General features: G+C 61.0%; 14 protein-coding genes. 6 read left to right on the forward strand and 8 right to left on the reverse strand.

Annotated elements, in window-relative coordinates:
- The gene (gene trhP / locus ACIGHL_RS09480) at nt 1-1,371 is read right to left on the reverse strand and encodes a prephenate-dependent tRNA uridine(34) hydroxylase TrhP (RefSeq protein ID WP_128119639.1); all 1,371 of its coding nucleotides are present in this window, start codon (nt 1,369-1,371) and stop codon (nt 1-3) included.
- Nucleotides 1,372-1,557: 186 nt separating this feature from the next.
- On the opposite strand from trhP, the gene ACIGHL_RS09485 reads away from it, so the two are divergent.
- Both ACIGHL_RS09485 and ACIGHL_RS09490 read left to right on the forward strand, forming a co-directional pair.
- Nucleotides 1,558-2,025, forward strand: a complete 468-nt coding sequence (locus tag ACIGHL_RS09485) for a DUF2243 domain-containing protein (protein WP_128119638.1) — start codon at nt 1,558-1,560, stop codon at nt 2,023-2,025.
- A 3-nt stretch (nt 2,026-2,028) separates the two neighbouring features.
- Nucleotides 2,029-2,841, forward strand: coding sequence for a cytochrome c oxidase assembly protein (locus ACIGHL_RS09490; protein ID WP_128119637.1), 813 nt, complete (start codon nt 2,029-2,031; stop codon nt 2,839-2,841).
- Between the two features lie 31 nt (nt 2,842-2,872).
- On the opposite strand, the gene ACIGHL_RS09495 is transcribed toward ACIGHL_RS09490, so the two are convergent.
- The 6 genes from ACIGHL_RS09495 to zwf form a co-directional block, all read right to left on the reverse strand.
- Nucleotides 2,873-4,303 (reverse strand): aspartate kinase, encoded by a 1,431-nt coding sequence (locus tag ACIGHL_RS09495; protein ID WP_128119636.1) that lies wholly within the window; start codon nt 4,301-4,303, stop codon nt 2,873-2,875.
- A gap of 98 nt (nt 4,304-4,401) precedes the next feature.
- On the reverse strand, nt 4,402-5,310 hold the full coding sequence (thpD, locus tag ACIGHL_RS09500) for an ectoine hydroxylase (RefSeq protein WP_128119797.1): 909 nt from the start codon (nt 5,308-5,310) through the stop codon (nt 4,402-4,404).
- Between the two features lie 69 nt (nt 5,311-5,379).
- The gene (locus tag ACIGHL_RS09505) at nt 5,380-5,778 is read right to left on the reverse strand and encodes an ectoine synthase (RefSeq protein WP_045422582.1); all 399 of its coding nucleotides are present in this window, start codon (nt 5,776-5,778) and stop codon (nt 5,380-5,382) included.
- Between the two features lie 10 nt (nt 5,779-5,788).
- Entirely contained in the window at nt 5,789-7,063 is a 1,275-nt protein-coding gene (ectB, locus tag ACIGHL_RS09510) for a diaminobutyrate--2-oxoglutarate transaminase (protein WP_128119635.1), read from the reverse strand.
- Entirely contained in the window at nt 7,060-7,593 is a 534-nt protein-coding gene (ectA, locus tag ACIGHL_RS09515; protein ID WP_128119634.1) for a diaminobutyrate acetyltransferase, read from the reverse strand. The genes ectB and ectA overlap by 4 nt, the downstream gene beginning before the upstream one ends.
- A 656-nt stretch (nt 7,594-8,249) precedes the next feature.
- Nucleotides 8,250-9,692 carry a glucose-6-phosphate dehydrogenase gene (zwf, locus tag ACIGHL_RS09520; protein ID WP_101152764.1) on the reverse strand — a complete coding sequence of 481 codons (1,443 nt, stop codon included), beginning with the start codon at nt 9,690-9,692 and terminating at the stop codon, nt 8,250-8,252.
- 161 nt (nt 9,693-9,853) lie between these two features.
- Between zwf and hexR the strand changes: the two genes are divergently transcribed.
- Together hexR and ACIGHL_RS09530 are read left to right on the forward strand one after the other, a co-directional pair.
- Entirely contained in the window at nt 9,854-10,720 is an 867-nt protein-coding gene (gene hexR, locus ACIGHL_RS09525; protein ID WP_046163525.1) for a transcriptional regulator HexR, read from the forward strand.
- 104 nt (nt 10,721-10,824) lie between these two features.
- Entirely contained in the window at nt 10,825-11,040 is a 216-nt protein-coding gene (locus ACIGHL_RS09530; protein ID WP_064481241.1) for a PA3496 family putative envelope integrity protein, read from the forward strand.
- Here ACIGHL_RS09530 and ACIGHL_RS09535 read toward each other — a convergent pair.
- Complete coding sequence (locus ACIGHL_RS09535; protein ID WP_181689977.1) at nt 10,982-11,929, reverse strand: LysR family transcriptional regulator; 948 nt, start codon at nt 11,927-11,929, stop codon at nt 10,982-10,984. The two genes, ACIGHL_RS09530 and ACIGHL_RS09535, sit on opposite strands and share 59 nt — an antisense overlap.
- 250 nt (nt 11,930-12,179) lie before the next feature.
- On the opposite strand from ACIGHL_RS09535, the gene ACIGHL_RS09540 reads away from it, so the two are divergent.
- Nucleotides 12,180-13,595, forward strand: coding sequence for an acetyl-CoA carboxylase biotin carboxylase subunit (locus ACIGHL_RS09540; RefSeq protein WP_128119632.1), 1,416 nt, complete (start codon nt 12,180-12,182; stop codon nt 13,593-13,595).
- Nucleotides 13,596-13,605: 10 nt separating this feature from the next.
- Nucleotides 13,606-15,423, forward strand: coding sequence for a sodium-extruding oxaloacetate decarboxylase subunit alpha (oadA, locus tag ACIGHL_RS09545; RefSeq protein ID WP_128119631.1), 1,818 nt, complete (start codon nt 13,606-13,608; stop codon nt 15,421-15,423).
- The last annotated feature ends 28 nt before the right edge of the window (nt 15,424-15,451 follow it).

Below are 15,451 nucleotides of genomic sequence, written 5' to 3' on the forward strand. Positions count from 1 at the left end.
CTAGCCGCGGGTGGTGCCGCCGTCCAGCTCCCGCATCACTAGCGCATACTGCAGGTCCACTGTTTCCGGGACCGGCAGATAGAGCACGTGTCCGTCGCCGGGTGCCACATCGACACGTTCGCCGCGTTTGTTTTCCAACCCGTCCAGGCGGAAATTCAGGTTGCCCTGCGGGGTCATCAACTCCAGGCGATCGCCGACGGCGAAGCGGTTCTTGACGATCACTTCGGCCAGCCCGTTGCGCCGTTCACCGGTCATCTCCCCGACGAACTGCTGGCGCTCCGATAGCGAAAAGCCTCGCTCATAGTTCTGGTATTCGTCATGCACGTGACGACGCAGAAAGCCTTCGGTGTAGCCGCGGTGCGCGAGCGATTCCAAGGTGTCCATCAGTGACTTGTCGAAAGGTCTGCCTGCGACCGCATCGTCGATTGCCTTGCGATAGACCTGGGCGGTGCGCGCCACGTAGTAGTGGGATTTGGTCCGGCCTTCGATCTTCAGCGAATGCACGCCCATCTGTACCAGCCGCTCGACATGCTGGACGGCGCGCAAGTCCTTGGAATTCATGATGTAGGTGCCGTGCTCGTCCTCGAATGCTTCCATCATTTCGCCAGGACGGCTGCTGTCTTCGAGCAGGAAGACCTGATCGGTCGGCGCGCCGGCACCCAGAGTCGGCTGGATGGCGCCTGCTCCAAGCTGCTGCACGGGGATCGGCTGATACTGCTGGACGATATTGCCCAGCTCGTCTTCCTTGCCCTCGTGCGCCTTGTATTCCCAGCGGCAGGCGTTGGTGCAGGAACCCTGGTTGGGGTCGCGCTTGTTGATGTAGCCGGAGAGCAGGCAGCGTCCGGAATAGGCCATGCACAGCGCGCCGTGAACGAAGACCTCCAGCTCCATGCCCGGCACCTTTTCACGGATCTCGCCGATCTCTTCCAGCGACAGCTCGCGCGAGAGTATGGCGCGGGTGAGGCCCTGCTGCCGCCAGAACTCGACGCTGGCCCAGTTCACCGCGTTGGCCTGTACCGACAGGTGAACGGTCATCTCGGGGAAGTGCTGGCGAACCAGCATGATCAGACCGGGATCGGACATGATCAGCGCATCCGGGCCCATGGCGACCACCGGCTCGAGATCCTTGATGAAGGTGCGCAGCTTGGCGTTGTGCGGCGCGATGTTGACCACCACATAAAACTGCTTGCCCTGGGCATGCGCCTCGTCGATCCCCAGACGCAGGTTGGCGTGGTCGAATTCATTGTTGCGCACGCGCAGGCTGTAGCGCGGCTGCCCGGCGTAGACCGCGTCGGCGCCGTAGGCAAAGGCGTAGCGCATGGATTTCAGGGTGCCGGCGGGCGACAGCAGTTCGGTGCGAGGGTGGGTCATGGTGCGGTGGCTCTGTATACCAGCAGAAAGTGTGCGGATTCTACTGAGTTGGCCGGCGCTTTTCGCCCCGTCAGGTCAAGTCGATGGAGAACTCCTGAGGCTGACCCCAGTCACTCATAGACAGGGCTTGAGTCGAGCGTACCGAGTTCCGATGCAAGCCAACCCGTTAGCAGCCGGAGGCCCATCGTGAGCAAACACCCCGCCGATGCCAGAGGTAGTCTGATCGCGACGAGCTTTTTCGGGATTGGTTTGATGGCCGCCATCGACGAGATCGTCTTTCACCAGATACTCGCCTGGCACCATTTTTTCGACCGATCCACACAAACCGTCGGGCTGATATCTGACGGTCTGTTGCATTCAGCCGAGCTGCTAATGCTGGCCGCCGGCTTTTACCTGTTCGTGCAGCTGAGCAGCCGCCGCGCGGTGTCGCGCTTGCACGGTTGGGCCGGTTTGTTTCTTGGCGCAGGTGGCTTTCAACTGTTCGATGGGATCGTCGATCACAAGATTCTCCGGCTGCATCAGGTGCGCTACGTGGATAATCTTCTGCTCTACGACCTGGCGTGGAATGCCTTTGGCGCGCTGCTGCTGGCGATAGGCTTCATGATCTGGCGAACAGCTCGGTCATCCCCTGCCTCGTTGCAAGGGGGTCGGTAGCCGGTGGCCCACGATACCCATCTACTCACCCTGGCCGGCACCTCGCTGCTGGTCTTGCTGACGCTGGCCCTCTGGTTTGCGTATGTTCTCGGTGTACGCGCGCAACGGCGGCGTCGAAAGACCTGGCATTGCTGGCGCACCGTCAGTTTCAGTCTGGGGTGCGGGCTGCTGGTGGCCGCGTTTTCGCCGTTTATGGTCGAGTGGGGCCATGCAGACCTGCGCGGGCACATGGCGCAGCATCTTCTGCTCGGCATGTTCGCGCCGATTGCGATGATGCTCGGCTCGCCGGGCACGCTGCTGTTGCGCAGTGTGCCGGCCGTGACCGCCCGACGAATTACCGAGTTTGCGGGCAGCGTGCCGGTGCGCTGCCTGAGCCATCCGGTGACCGCACTGATGTTGAATGTCGGCGCGCTGTACATCCTCTATCTCACGCCGCTATACCAGCTGAGCTTCAGCGAACCTGTCCTGCATGTATGGCTGCATCTGCACTTCGTACTGGCGGGCTATCTTTTCAGCTGGTCGATTGCCGGACCGGACCCTGCGCCGCATCGCCCCGGCATGTGGTTGCGGCTGATCGTACTGTTCGTGGCGATTGCCGCTCATGCCGTGCTGGGCAAACTCATGTATGCCTACGGCTTTCCGCGCGACGCCGGCCACGACCTGGCGGAAATCGAAGCGGCTGCACAATTGATGTATTACGGCGGCGATCTCGCCGAGCTGTTGCTGGCGGTGGTGTTTTTTGCCACCTGGTATCGGCGGCGCAAGCTGGCCGGGTCCTCCAGCGACGGCGGACAGCAAACTGCCGACCCTGGCTAGAGCCAAGGCCGGCGGTCAGTGCAGCCGTAGCTTAGGCTGCGGCGATCACATCACCGTGGTTTTCCGGCTCGATCAGCGCGCGGTGCAGGGCCGCGACGGCGTCGTCGTAGTCTTCCTCGTTGACCACACACTGCATCTCAACCTGGCGGATCGACTGATGCACCGCCTGGATGCTGATACCGGCACCGGCCAGGGCCGCGACGGTCTTGGCGAGGATTCCTTTGACCTTGAGGTCGGAGCCGATCGCCGAGACGATGGCGACGTTGTGCACGGTCACTTCCGCAGCCGGATACTTCTCCTCAATCAGCCGCGCGGCGCGGTTGATCAATTTGCGCGAGCCCGACGCGTAGTAGGTGATGCTGTTGGCATCGGAGTCCTTGTTCACCACATAGAGACGCAGCTGCTTGAGCAGCTTGCTGATCTCAATGTCGTAGCCGATGTCGCCGAGCATGTCCTGATCGAACACTTCGATGCCGAAGACATCCTTGCGCCCGGCGATAATCTCGACGCAGGGCCGCTCGCTCTTGTAGTCCTGGCTGATGAGCGTGCCGGCGTGGTCTGGCTCGAAGGCGTTCTTGATGCGCAGCTCGATGCCAGCACGACGCAGCGTCTTGGCCGCGCGCGGATGGATCGCTTCCATGCCCAGGTTCGACAACTGGTCGGCGACGTCGTAATTGGTACGGCCGATGGTGACCACCTTGTCCGCTCCGACCAGGTTCGGGTCGGCGCTGGAAAGGTGGAATTCCTTGTGGATGATCGCTTCACGGGCACCGGTAGCAGCGGCAATCTGAGCAAAGGTGATCTCGCTGTAACCGCGGTCGAAGGTGTTCATCAGGCCTTCGCTGCAGTGCGTGTAGCCGGTTGCGACCACCAGTTCGCGGGAGAGGTCGACCTCTTCGAAGCTATGGCGCACCATTTCTTCGAAGGGCAGCGGCGCGTCGCGATGCCAGCCGGTGAGGTCGACCATTTTCGCGTTGACGCCGCGATGCTTGAGCGCCAACACCGAGTTGAATGCCGAGTGCGCCTCGCCGAGGGAGGCGAGCATCTCGCGGACCTTCATCAGGTGCTCGTCGAGCTGGAAGTGGCCATAGGCACAGAGGCGCTGCAGGCTGCTCATGCACTCGCGGGCATCGTCAATGCGCGAGTTGATGAACTGGTTGGCGGCACGCAGCTCGAAGTCGCTGGCGAACAGCTCAGCGTTCTTGCCGAGCATGCGCTCGCGGACGATGTCCAGTGCATCGAGCCAGGCGCCCTCGTTGCGAGCGTCGGCGAAGCGTTGGTAGACGCCGGGTTCGCCAGTCTTCTTGTGTTCCAGCAGCAGGTTGGTCATGCCGCTGTAGGCTGAGACGACGAAGACGCGCTGATAGAGCTCGTCGCCTTCGCGTCCGCCGATAAAGATATTGTCCAATAGCTCGTCGAAGCGGCTCATGGATGTGCCGCCGATTTTTTCTACGGTATGCATCGATTCAACTTCCCGTCTTGGGGGTGAATTTTCATCCCTGGGCCGCCTCTCGGCCGCCAACAAAGAACAGGCCCGGTAGTCGGGCCTGATCGGGTACGTCAGAGATACTTCTGCTTCTGGATCTGCAGGGGCTCGAAATTCTCGCGTTCACCGACGAAGGCCGGACGTGGCGAGAGGCCGCAGAACGGCGCCTGCGCGGCATTATCTACATGGTTGTAGACATAGAACAGATTGCTGCGCGCGCTGGGTGTAATGTTGCTGTTGGAGCCGTGCATGGTGTTGCAATCGAAGAACACCACGCTGCCCGCCGGGCCCGTAGCGGTCTCGATGCCATAACGGTCCGCCAGCTCGGTCAGGCTGTCGTGATCCGGTACACCGAACTCCTGCTTGCGCAGGGACTTCTGGTAGTGGTTCTCCGGTGTCGCACCAACGCAACGGATGTAGTGCTTGTGTGATCCAGGCACCAGCATCAGCGGGCCGTTGTGCGGCTCATTGTCGGTCAGCAGGATCGAGCAGCTCAGGGTGCGCATGCGTGGCAGGCCGTCTTCGACGTGCCAGGTTTCGAAATCGGAGTGCCAGTAGAACTCTTTGCCGGTGAAGCCGGGTTTGAAGTTCATCCGCGACTGATGCACATAAATGTCACCACCGAGGATGAAGCTGGCGATGGCGGCAATGCGCTCGTCGCTGGCGACACGGGCAAACAACGGATTGTCGGCGTGGATGGCGAACACCGAGCGGATCGCGCCGCTGTCGGGTTCCTTGATGGTCTTGCCGGACTCGGCAACGGCCGGGTCCTGACGCATGCGGTCGAGTTCTTCGCGGAATACCGCGACTTCCTCGGCGCTGAACAGATTGGGGATGACCAGATAGCCGTCACGCTCGAAGCGTTCGATCATCTCTGGTGCGATCGGGGCGTTGGCCAGGTCACTGCGGTAGACGACCGGGTCCATACGCTCTTGCCAGCTAGGTTCGTCGTGCTGGCGCGAAGGGTACAGGTCGGCTTGCACGGGGTTCACTTTAAACTCTCCTTGAATCGGGTGTCGCAGGGCGGGGTGCAGCCGCCCTGCGGAGTCGCATCAGACTACGGTTTCGGCCTCAAGCGGATACACACCGCTTTCGTCATGCACTTCTTTGCCGTTGAGTGGCGGGTTGAAGACGCACGCCAACTTCATTTCCTCGCTGCCGCCACGGAGCAGGTGCTCGTCGTGCTTGTCGAGGATGTACAGAGTGCCGGGCTCGATTTTGTAGATCTTGCCGTCAGCGATGGTCTCGATCTCGCCATTGCCGCTCATGCAATAGACCGACTCCAGATGGTTCTGGTAGTGGATGTGCGTCTCGGTGTTGGCGTAGATGGTGGTGATGTGGAACGAGAAGCCCATTTTGTCGTCCTTGAGCAGCATCCGCGTGCTGTCCCAGGTATCGGTCTTGATCTTGCGGTTGGACTGCTCGCATTCAGCCAGGGTACGTACGATCATTCTTCAATCCTCAAGAAGCTTGGTTGGCGGCTTGATCGGACATAACGGCGGCGAAGGCCTTGTCCAGGATGCTCATAGCCTTGTCGATCTGCTCTTCGCTGATGATCAGCGGGCAGAGACACTTGACCACTTCGCTGTGGGCGCCGCTGGTTTCGACGACGAGGCCGTTCTCGAAGGAATGGCGGCAAATCGCGGCGGCGGTGTCGCCGTCCGGGCAGCTGATGCCGATCATCATGCCGCGACCTTTGACGAACAGTGAATCCGGGCCGTAGCGGCGAACGATTTTGTTCATGCCGTCGGCAATACGCTTGCCCTTGGCCTTGACGCTATTGGCGAACTCGTCGTCTTTCCAGAAGTGTTCGATGGCAGCAGCAGCAGTGACGAACGCGTGGTTGTTACCGCGGAAGGTGCCGTTGTGCTCGCCCGGCTTCCATTGGTCCAGCTCTTTGCGCAGCAGCACCATGGCGAAAGGCAGGCCATAGCCCGACAGCGACTTGGACAAGGTGATCATGTCCGGCTTGATGCCCATCTCTTCAAAGCTGAAGAACGTACCAGTACGGCCGCAGCCGGCCTGGATGTCATCAACGATCAGCAGCATCTCGTGCTTGCGGCAGAGTTTCTCCAGCTTGCGGACCCACTCGGCGGATGCGGCGTTGAGGCCGCCTTCGCCCTGAACAACTTCCACGATCACCGCGGCCGGCTTGTCGATGCCGCTGGATGGGTCGGTCAGCAGTTTGTCCATCATCGCGATGGTGTTGACCTTGTCACCGAAGTAGTTGGCATAGGGCATGCGGCTGACGTCAGTCAGCGGTACACCGGCGGCGCCACGGTGATGCTTGTTGCCGGTCGCCGCCAGCGCGCCGATGCTGCAGCCGTGGAAGCCATTGGTGAAGCTGATGACGTTGTTGCGGCCGGTCACCTTGCGCGCCAGCTTCAGCGCGGCTTCCACCGCGTTGGTGCCGGTCGGGCCGGTGAACTGCATGACGTAATCCATCTTGCGCGGCTTGAGGATCAGGCGGTCGAAGGTCGATAGGAAGGTTTCCTTCGCCTCGGAGTACATGTCCAGACCATGGGTGATGCCGTCAGCTTCGATGTAATCGAGCAGCGCCTGCTTGAGCACCGGATGGTTGTGGCCGTAGTTGAGCGTGCCAGCGCCAGCGAGGAAGTCGATGTAGTGCTTGCCTTCGCGGGTGATCAGTTCAGCGCCACGGGCTTGCTTGAAGACCACTGGGAAGGAGCGGCAGTAGCTGCGAACGCCAGATTCGTGCAGTTCGAAAGTTTTCATGCGTTTTCCTCTAGTTCTTCTTCTGAATTAGGTGCGGCGAACGGGCCGGCGCGGTAGAGCACTTCGTCTTCATGCTTGCCGGCAAAGTGTTCGGCGCGGGAGAACAGGGTGCGGGTGCTGTAGTCGACGCCAAGTTTGGCGAAGGCCTTTTTAAACAGCGCCTGGGATGCCCCGTTGTCCGGCGAGATGGTGGTTTCCAGGTTAGCGACGCCCTGCTCTCTGGCGACTCGTGCGACCAGTGCCATCAGCATGCGCAGCGCCAGCCCCTGACCGCGCATCGACGCGTCGACTGCGACTTGCCAGACGAACAAAGTGTCTGGGCGAGCAGGAGGGCAGTAACCGGAAATGAAACCTACCAATTGGCCATCCGCGTTTGTGGCGGCAATGGAGGTGTCGGCGAAATCGGAGCATTGCAGGAGGTTGCAGTACGCCGAATTTGTGTCCAGAGGTTGGCAGCGTGCTACCAGCTCATGGAGGGGGAAACCGTCGCCGTCGGTTGGGCGACGGAGCGTTACGGTAGGAACACTCAAAACAAGACCTTTGGGGTTGCTGATTGAAATCCTTTTCTAGAATAAACACATCAAAAAATTAATCTCAACCTCAGTCGCCGATCATGGGCGTTGATTCGCCGCTGATATCTCCGAAGTTCGCCGTTTATCGCGAAAGTTGAACTTGCCGGTCAAGCGCCGTCACCGGACTCGATCTGGAGTGTATATACGGCCGAATATGCGCGTCGGATTTGGCTCATGGGCTGGGCGAATAGATCGGCCTGTTTCGGGCGCGGCAGAAGAGTACGTCACCGTGCTTGCGAAATTTGACAGAGCCCGCGCGAAACAAGGCGTTTAGCTGATCGTGGTGATAGCGGTTTGGTTGTGGATAACGTGCGCATTAGTCTGGCTAGAACCATCCGAAGTTACGGCTGGTTTAAGCCCGGCTCGACGGGCTAGAGCGAGCGAGTTCAGTCGCCGATATCATGCCTAGATATCGGCGATCTGCTCCGCGGAGATGACGACTTCGTCGCGTTCTGTTAATTTTTTTTGTCAGCGCGACAAATTGATGATGTTCGGAAGTTCAGTCGATAGTTGCCAGGCACCTGGTTTGTTAGTTGCCGATACTTGCATTTGACCGCTCTATTTCGCGGCTGGAAGCGATTTTGCAGGGCCGCCAATTGGATGCTTAGGCTGGCTCAGCGCCACCATTGCCGACCCTGATGCTCAATCAGTTGGTGTGCTTGCTCGGGACCGTCCGTTCCGGCCGGATAGGGCCTGGGCTTGCGGTAGTGACTCTGCCAGCCGCAGAGGATCGGATCGACCCAGTTCCAGGCCGCTTCCACCTCATCGCGGCGCATGAACAGTGTCGAGTCGCCTTCGATAACGTCCAGCAACAGACGCTCGTAGGCCTCCCAGCGGCGTGTGCTGCTGAACGCATGGGCCAGATTCAGATCGAGCTCGACGGGCTCCAGTTGCATCCCTTTACCGGGTGCCTTGGCCATGAGCTGCAGGCTGATGCTCTCCTCCGGCTGCAGGCGGATCACCAGGCGGTTGACCTCGCCTTTGGTGAACAGCATGTGCGGCACCTGTTTGAAGGTGATGATGATTTCCGAGCGCTTCTTCGCCATGCGCTTGCCAGTGCGCAGGTAGAAGGGCACGCCAGCCCAGCGCCAGTTGTCGATTTCGGCCTTTACGGCGACGAAGGTTTCGGTGTCGCTGTCGTTATCCACGTCCTTTTCGAAGTAGTAAGCCTGCACATCATTGCCGCCGATCTGCCCGGCGACGTACTGCCCGCGCACGGTCTTGTCCTGCACGTCGTTACCGGTAATCGGCTTGAGGGCTTCCAGAATCTTGACCTTTTCGCCGCGAATCGATTTGGCATCGAAGCGCACCGGGGCTTCCATCGCCACCAGGCAGAGCAGTTGCAGCAGGTGATTCTGCAGCATGTCGCGCATGGCGCCGGCATGGTCGTAATAGCTGCCGCGTTCCTCGACGCCAAGGGTCTCGGCCACCGTGATCTGCACATGATCGATATGGCCGCTGCGCCAGATTGGCTCGAACAGAGCGTTGGCAAAACGCAGTGCCATGAGGTTCTGCACGGTTTCCTTGCCGAGGTAGTGGTCGATCCGATAAATGCGCGATTCGGGGAAGACGTTACCGATGGCCTCGTTGATCTCGAGTGCTGATTCGAGGGAATGGCCGATGGGCTTCTCCAGGACGATGCGCGCGTCTTCTCCGGCAAGCCCGGCGCTCTCAAGGTTCGAGGCAATAGGCTCGAATAAGTTGGGCGCGGTCGCCAGGTAGTGGACCCGCACGCGGCCTTCGGCCTGGCCGAGGTGATGCGCCAGACGGACGTACTCACCCCTCTGAGTGGCGTCCATGGGGAAGTAGTCGAGGCGCTGGCTGAACGCATTCCAGATTTCAGCCTCGAAGTCCGTGCGCGCGATTTGCGCTCGGATATGTCGCTCGGCCAACGCGAGATAGGCGTTGCGATCAATATCCTGGCGCGCAATCGCCAGGATGCGGACATCATCATGCAGACGATGCTCGCGGTGCAGGTAATAGAGTGCAGGGATGAGTTTGTGTAGCGCCAGGTCGCCGGTACCGCCAAATACCAGCATGTCGCAGGAAATGGACACAGCGTCACTCCTAGAAGGTGGACAGACTCGATAGGTGGGCGATACTGCGAGGCTTGTAGTATAACTACAAGCCCACTACAACCCAGCCGGCTTGACGGATGCGAGCGCACCCGCAGCGTTCGACCATTCTTGCCAGGTTTTGATCATAGCGAGTCCGCCACGTGAACCTGCTGCAACACATTGCCCAATCGAGAGGTTCGTTACGCAAGTCGGAGCTGAAAGTCGCCGACCATGTACTCCTCGATCCAGCTGCCGTGATGCACAGTTCAATGGCCGACCTGGCCCATGTGGTGGGAGTCAGTGAGCCGACCATCGTGCGCTTCTGCCGCGCCATCGGTTGCCTGGGATTTCAGGACCTCAAATTGAAACTGGCGCAGAGCCTTGCTGCCGGCGCCAGCTTCGGCCAGTTCGCCATCAGCGAAAACGACTCGGTCACCGATTTCGCGCTGAAAATCTTCGACACCACCCTGCACACGCTGATGGAAGTGCGCGAGAAGCTCGACTCCGATGCGCTCGAGCGCGCAGTGGCGGCGATGGCCAAGGCCGAGCGAGTCGAGTTTTACGGCTTTGGCGCATCCGGCGCGGTGGCGACCGATGCCCAGCACAAGTTCTTCCGCCTGCTGCTCAGCGCCGCGGCCTATTCCGACCCGCACATGCAAGCGATGTCGGCTGTCACGCTGAAGCCCACCGACGTGGCGATCTGCATTTCCCAGTCGGGCCGCTCCAAGGATTTGTTGATCACGGCGAATGTGGTTCGCGAATCTGGCGCTACGCTGATCACCCTCTGTCCGAGCCAGACCCCGCTCGCCGAACTGGCGACCATCAACCTGGCCATCGACGTGCAGGAAGACACCGAGATCTATACGCCGCTGACCTCGCGTATTGCGCATCTGGTGGTGATCGATGTACTGGCGATGGGTGTGGCGATGGCACGCGGTCCGAGCCTGGTCAATCACCTCAAGAGCGTGAAGCGCAGCTTGCGTAGCCTGCGCCTGTCGCCGAAATCGGTGAAGCCGCACGAAGATTGACGAGCGCTTGAGCGGCGTTCATCGCTCCGTCATCTGCTGGTCCTCATAGCGTCACCCGGGGCTTCGATGCTGGGCTCTCCCGACACCTGTTCCGGAGACCGCGCATGTCCCAGCACCGTGAAGCCTACGTCAACCTCGATGCCCGTGCCCGCCGCAAGCAGCTGGACGAGCGCCGCATGCATTTCCGCCGTGCCATCGAAAGCTACGACGAGCAGCGCCAGCTGCATGCACAGCTGATGGAGTTCCCCGACCTGCTGATGGTCAGCCCGCTGCTGGAGGGTTTGCCTGCGAGCCGTCAAAGCGCGCAGCCAGGGCGATGATCTGCGCGCGTTCTTCGCGGATAAAAGTGAAGAACGCCTGAGCCACCGGGCTCAGCCGCTTGGCTCGCGGATGTACCACGCACCAGCTGCGGTACAGCGGTAGCTCCTCAACTGGCAGCTCTCGCAGCAGGCCGTGAGCCAGCTCCAGGTGGACTGCATGGCGTGGCATCAGCGCTACGCCGAGCCCTGCTACGACGCTCTCGCGTAGCGCGTCCAGTGAGGCCACCTGGATCGTCTGGGCGAAATGCGCACGCTTCTGGCGCAGATAGTCTTCGCCAGCTTTGCGCGTACCCGATCCCGGCTCTCGGACTAGCAGTGGGTAGGCGGTCAGGTCCTGCAAGGTCAGGGATGTCGCCTGGCTTAGTGGATGATCAGTCGGTGCGACGGCCACGATGGGGTTGTTCAGGAATGGCATGAATTCCAGATCCATGTCAGTCGGCACCTGCGACATGATCAGTAGATCGTCGCGGCTGATCGAAAGGCGTTTGACCGCCTGCGCATGGTTGACCACCACGAGTTCCAGGCTGACCTCTGGATGCTTGCGTTTGAAGGCCGCAAACAGGTGCGGCGTGATGTATTTGGCGCTCGACTCGACCGCCAGATTCAGCTGACCCTGTAGCGAGCCCTGCATGTCGGATAGCTGCATATCCAGGCTGTCCAGGCGCCCAAATATGTCGGTGCTGGCGCGCTGCAGCGCTTCGGCAGCGGCGGTCAGGTAGAGTTTTTTGCCCAGATACTCGAACAGCGGCTGGCCGATCAGCTCCTCGAGTTGGCGAATCTGCAAGCTCACGGCTGGCTGGGTCAGCGCCATTTCTTCTGCCGCTCGGCTATAGGAGCGGCTTTCACATACCGCCCGGAACACCTGCAGCTGACGCAAGGTTATCCGCATCATGCTTTTGCGCATTGATTCCGCCGCTCCTGTTTAGTTGGGTCCATTGATCCCGCTGATCGCTAGGCCGCTAAGGCCCGTTCAGTGCGGGTTTGACTGAGCGTATAAGTTATTACTTATGCAAGATCAAACTATTATTCATTTTCAGTAATCATGCCGGTAGGCGTAGGGTTTATAGGCTTGTACAACGTGCAGGCGTGACATGGCCCCTCAAGGCGGCCTTCTGCTCATCGACCGAGGGAATGACAGCGTGATCAAGAAGCTGCTGATCGCTAACCGCGGTGAAATCGCCGTCCGCATCGTGCGGGCTTGTGCCGAAATGGACGTACGCTCGGTGGCGGTGTTTGCCGAGCCCGACCGGCACGCGTTGCACGTCAAGCGTGCCGACGAGGCCCATTTCATTGGCGACGATCCGCTTGCCGGCTACCTCAACCCGCGCAAGCTGGTGAACCTGGCCGTGGAGACCGGCTGTGATGCGTTGCATCCAGGCTATGGATTTCTGTCCGAAAACGCCGAACTGGCGGAAATCTGCGCCGAGCGCGGCATCCGCTTCGTCGGCCCCAGCGCCGAAGTGATTCGACGCATGGGCGACAAGACCGAGGCGCGGCGCAGCATGATCAAGGCCGGCGTGCCGGTCACGCCGGGCACCGAAGGCAACGTGGCGGATGTCGAAGAAGCGCTGGCCGCAGCTGAGGGCATCGGCTATCCGGTGATGCTCAAAGCCACCTCGGGTGGCGGCGGTCGTGGTATCCGCCGCTGTAACTCGCGTGACGAGCTGGCCCAGGCCTACCCGCGCGTCATCTCCGAGGCGACCAAAGCCTTCGGATCGGCTGATGTATTCCTTGAGAAATGCATCGTCGAGCCCAAGCACATCGAGGCGCAAATTCTCGCTGACTCCTTTGGCAGCACCGTGCACCTGTTCGAGCGCGACTGCTCGATCCAGCGCCGCAACCAGAAGCTCATCGAGATCGCCCCCAGCCCTCAGCTCACCCCGGAACAGCGCGCCTATATTGGCGACCTGGCGGTGCGTGCGGCCAAGGCGGTGGGTTACGAGAACGCCGGCACCGTGGAGTTCCTGCTCGCCGAAGGCGAGGTGTACTTCATGGAAATGAACACCCGCGTGCAGGTGGAGCACACCATCACCGAGGAAATCACCGGCATCGACATCGTCCGCGAGCAGATCCGCATCGCCTCCGGTCTGCCGCTCTCGGTCAAGCAGGAGGACATCCAGTATCGCGGCTTCGCCCTGCAATTCCGCATCAACGCCGAGGAACCGCGTAACAACTTCCTGCCCTGCTTCGGCAAGATCACCCGTTACTACGCCCCCGGCGGCCCCGGTGTGCGCACCGATACGGCGATCTACACCGGCTACACCATTCCCCCGTATTACGACTCCATGTGCCTGAAGCTGATCGTCTGGGCACTGACCTGGGAGGAGGCGCTGGCGCGCGGCTCGCGTGCGCTGGACGACATGCGCGTGCAAGGTGTGAAAACCACCGCCACCTATTACCAGCAGATTCTCGCCAACCCGGATTTCCGCAGCGGGCAGTTCAACACCAGCTTCGTCGACAACCATCCGGAACTGCTGAACTACTCGATCAAACGCAAGCCGGGCGAACTGGCCCTGGCAATCGCTGCCGCCATCGCCGCCCACGCAGGCCTGTGAGGAACGAACCATGACTGCTCAGAAGAAAATCACCGTTACCGACACCATCCTGCGTGACGCCCACCAGTCGCTGCTGGCCACCCGTATGCGCACCGAGGACATGCTGCCGATCTGCGACAAGCTCGACCGCGTCGGTTACTGGTCCCTCGAAGTATGGGGCGGCGCGACCTTCGACGCCTGCGTGCGTTTTCTGAAAGAAGACCCGTGGGAGCGCCTGCGCCAGCTCAAGGCCGCGCTGCCCAACACCCGGTTGCAGATGTTGCTGCGCGGACAAAACCTGCTGGGCTACCGGCACTACGCCGATGACGTGGTCGAGGCGTTCTGCGCCAAGGCGGCAGAGAACGGCATCGACGTGTTCCGCATCTTCGATGCGATGAACGACGTGCGAAACCTCGAAACCGCCATCCGGGCGGTGAAGAAGACCGGCAAGCACGCGCAAGGCACCATCGCCTACACCACCAGCCCGGTGCATACCGTCGAGCTGTTCGTCGAGCAGGGGCGGGCGATGCGCGACATGGGCGTCGACTCCATCGCCATCAAGGACATGGCCGGTTTGCTGACACCGTTCGCCACCGGCGAGCTGGTTCGTGCGCTGAAGGCCGAGATCGACCTGCCGGTGTTCATCCATTCCCATGACACGGCGGGCGTCGCCAGCATGTGCCAGTTAAAAGCCATCGAAAACGGCGCGGATCACATAGACACGGCGATCTCGTCCATGGCCTGGGGCACCAGTCACCCTGGCACCGAGTCGATGGTCGCTGCGCTGCGCGGCACGCCCTACGACACCGGCCTCGACCTGGAGCTGCTGCAGGAGATCGGCCTGTACTTCTATGCGGTGCGCAAGAAGTACCACCAGTTCGAGAGCGATTTCACCGGCGTCGACACCCGCGTGCAGGTCAACCAGGTCCCGGGCGGGATGATTTCCAACCTGGCCAACCAGCTCAAGGAGCAGGGCGCACTCAACCGTATGGATGAAGTGCTGGCCGAGATCCCTCGCGTGCGCAAGGACCTGGGCTACCCGCCGTTGGTGACGCCCACCTCGCAGATCGTCGGCACCCAGGCGTTTTTCAATGTGCTCGCCGGCGAGCGCTACAAAACCATCACCAACGAAGTGAAGCTCTACCTGCAAGGCGGCTACGGCAAGGCGCCGGGCACCATCGACGCCAAGCTGCAGCGCCAGGCCATCGGCGGTGAGGAGCTCATCGAGGTGCGTCCGGCCGATCTGATTAAACCCGAGTTGGACAAGCTGCGGCGGGAGGTCGGTGCGCTGGCGAAATCCGAAGAGGACGTGCTGACCTACGCCATGTTCCCCGACATTGGCCGCAAGTTTCTTGAGGAGCGTGAAGCCGGTACGCTGGTGCCAGAAGTGCTGCTGCCGATTCCGGATGGCAGCACGGCAACTGCCGCGGGCGCGCAGGGCGTGCCGACCGAGTTCGTCATCGACGTGCACGGCGAGACCTACCGCGTCGATATCACCGGCGTAGGCGTGAAGGGTGAAGGCAAGCGGCACTTCTTCCTCTCTATCGATGGCATGCCGGAAGAAGTGGTGTTCGAGCCACTGAACAACTTCGTCGGCGGCAGCGGCGGCGGTCAGCGTAAACAGGCCAATGGTCCGGGGGACGTGAGCACCAGCATGCCGGGCAACGTGGTGGACGTGCTGGTCAAGGAGGGCGACGTGGTCAAGGCCGGCCAGGCCGTGCTGATCAGCGAAGCGATGAAGATGGAAACCGAGATCCAGGCGCCGATCGCCGGCAAGGTGAAAGCGGTGCATGTGGCCAAAGGTGACCGGGTGACCCCCGGCGATCTTCTTATCGAGATCGAAGCCTAAGCAATTGTCCTCTGGGAGCCGAAAGGCT

It is taken from the genome of Pseudomonas sp. NPDC077451, from assembly GCF_044543345.1.
In the GTDB taxonomy this organism is placed as follows: Bacteria; Pseudomonadota; Gammaproteobacteria; order Pseudomonadales; family Pseudomonadaceae; genus Stutzerimonas.

Excerpts from the sequence above, each read along its gene's own strand:
- trhP (WP_128119639.1), bottom strand. The coding sequence starts at position 1,371 with ATGACCCACCCTCGCACCGAACTGCTGTCGCCCGCCGGCACCCTGAAA.
- ACIGHL_RS09495 (WP_128119636.1), bottom strand. The coding sequence starts at position 4,303 with ATGCATACCGTAGAAAAAATCGGCGGCACATCCATGAGCCGCTTCGAC.
- ACIGHL_RS09505 (WP_045422582.1), bottom strand. The coding sequence starts at position 5,778 with ATGATCGTACGTACCCTGGCTGAATGCGAGCAGTCCAACCGCAAGATC.
- ectB (WP_128119635.1), bottom strand. The coding sequence starts at position 7,063 with ATGAAAACTTTCGAACTGCACGAATCTGGCGTTCGCAGCTACTGCCGC.
- ACIGHL_RS09530 (WP_064481241.1), top strand. The coding sequence starts at position 10,825 with ATGTCCCAGCACCGTGAAGCCTACGTCAACCTCGATGCCCGTGCCCGC.
- ACIGHL_RS09535 (WP_181689977.1), bottom strand. The coding sequence starts at position 11,929 with ATGCGGATAACCTTGCGTCAGCTGCAGGTGTTCCGGGCGGTATGTGAA.
- oadA (WP_128119631.1), top strand. The coding sequence starts at position 13,606 with ATGACTGCTCAGAAGAAAATCACCGTTACCGACACCATCCTGCGTGAC.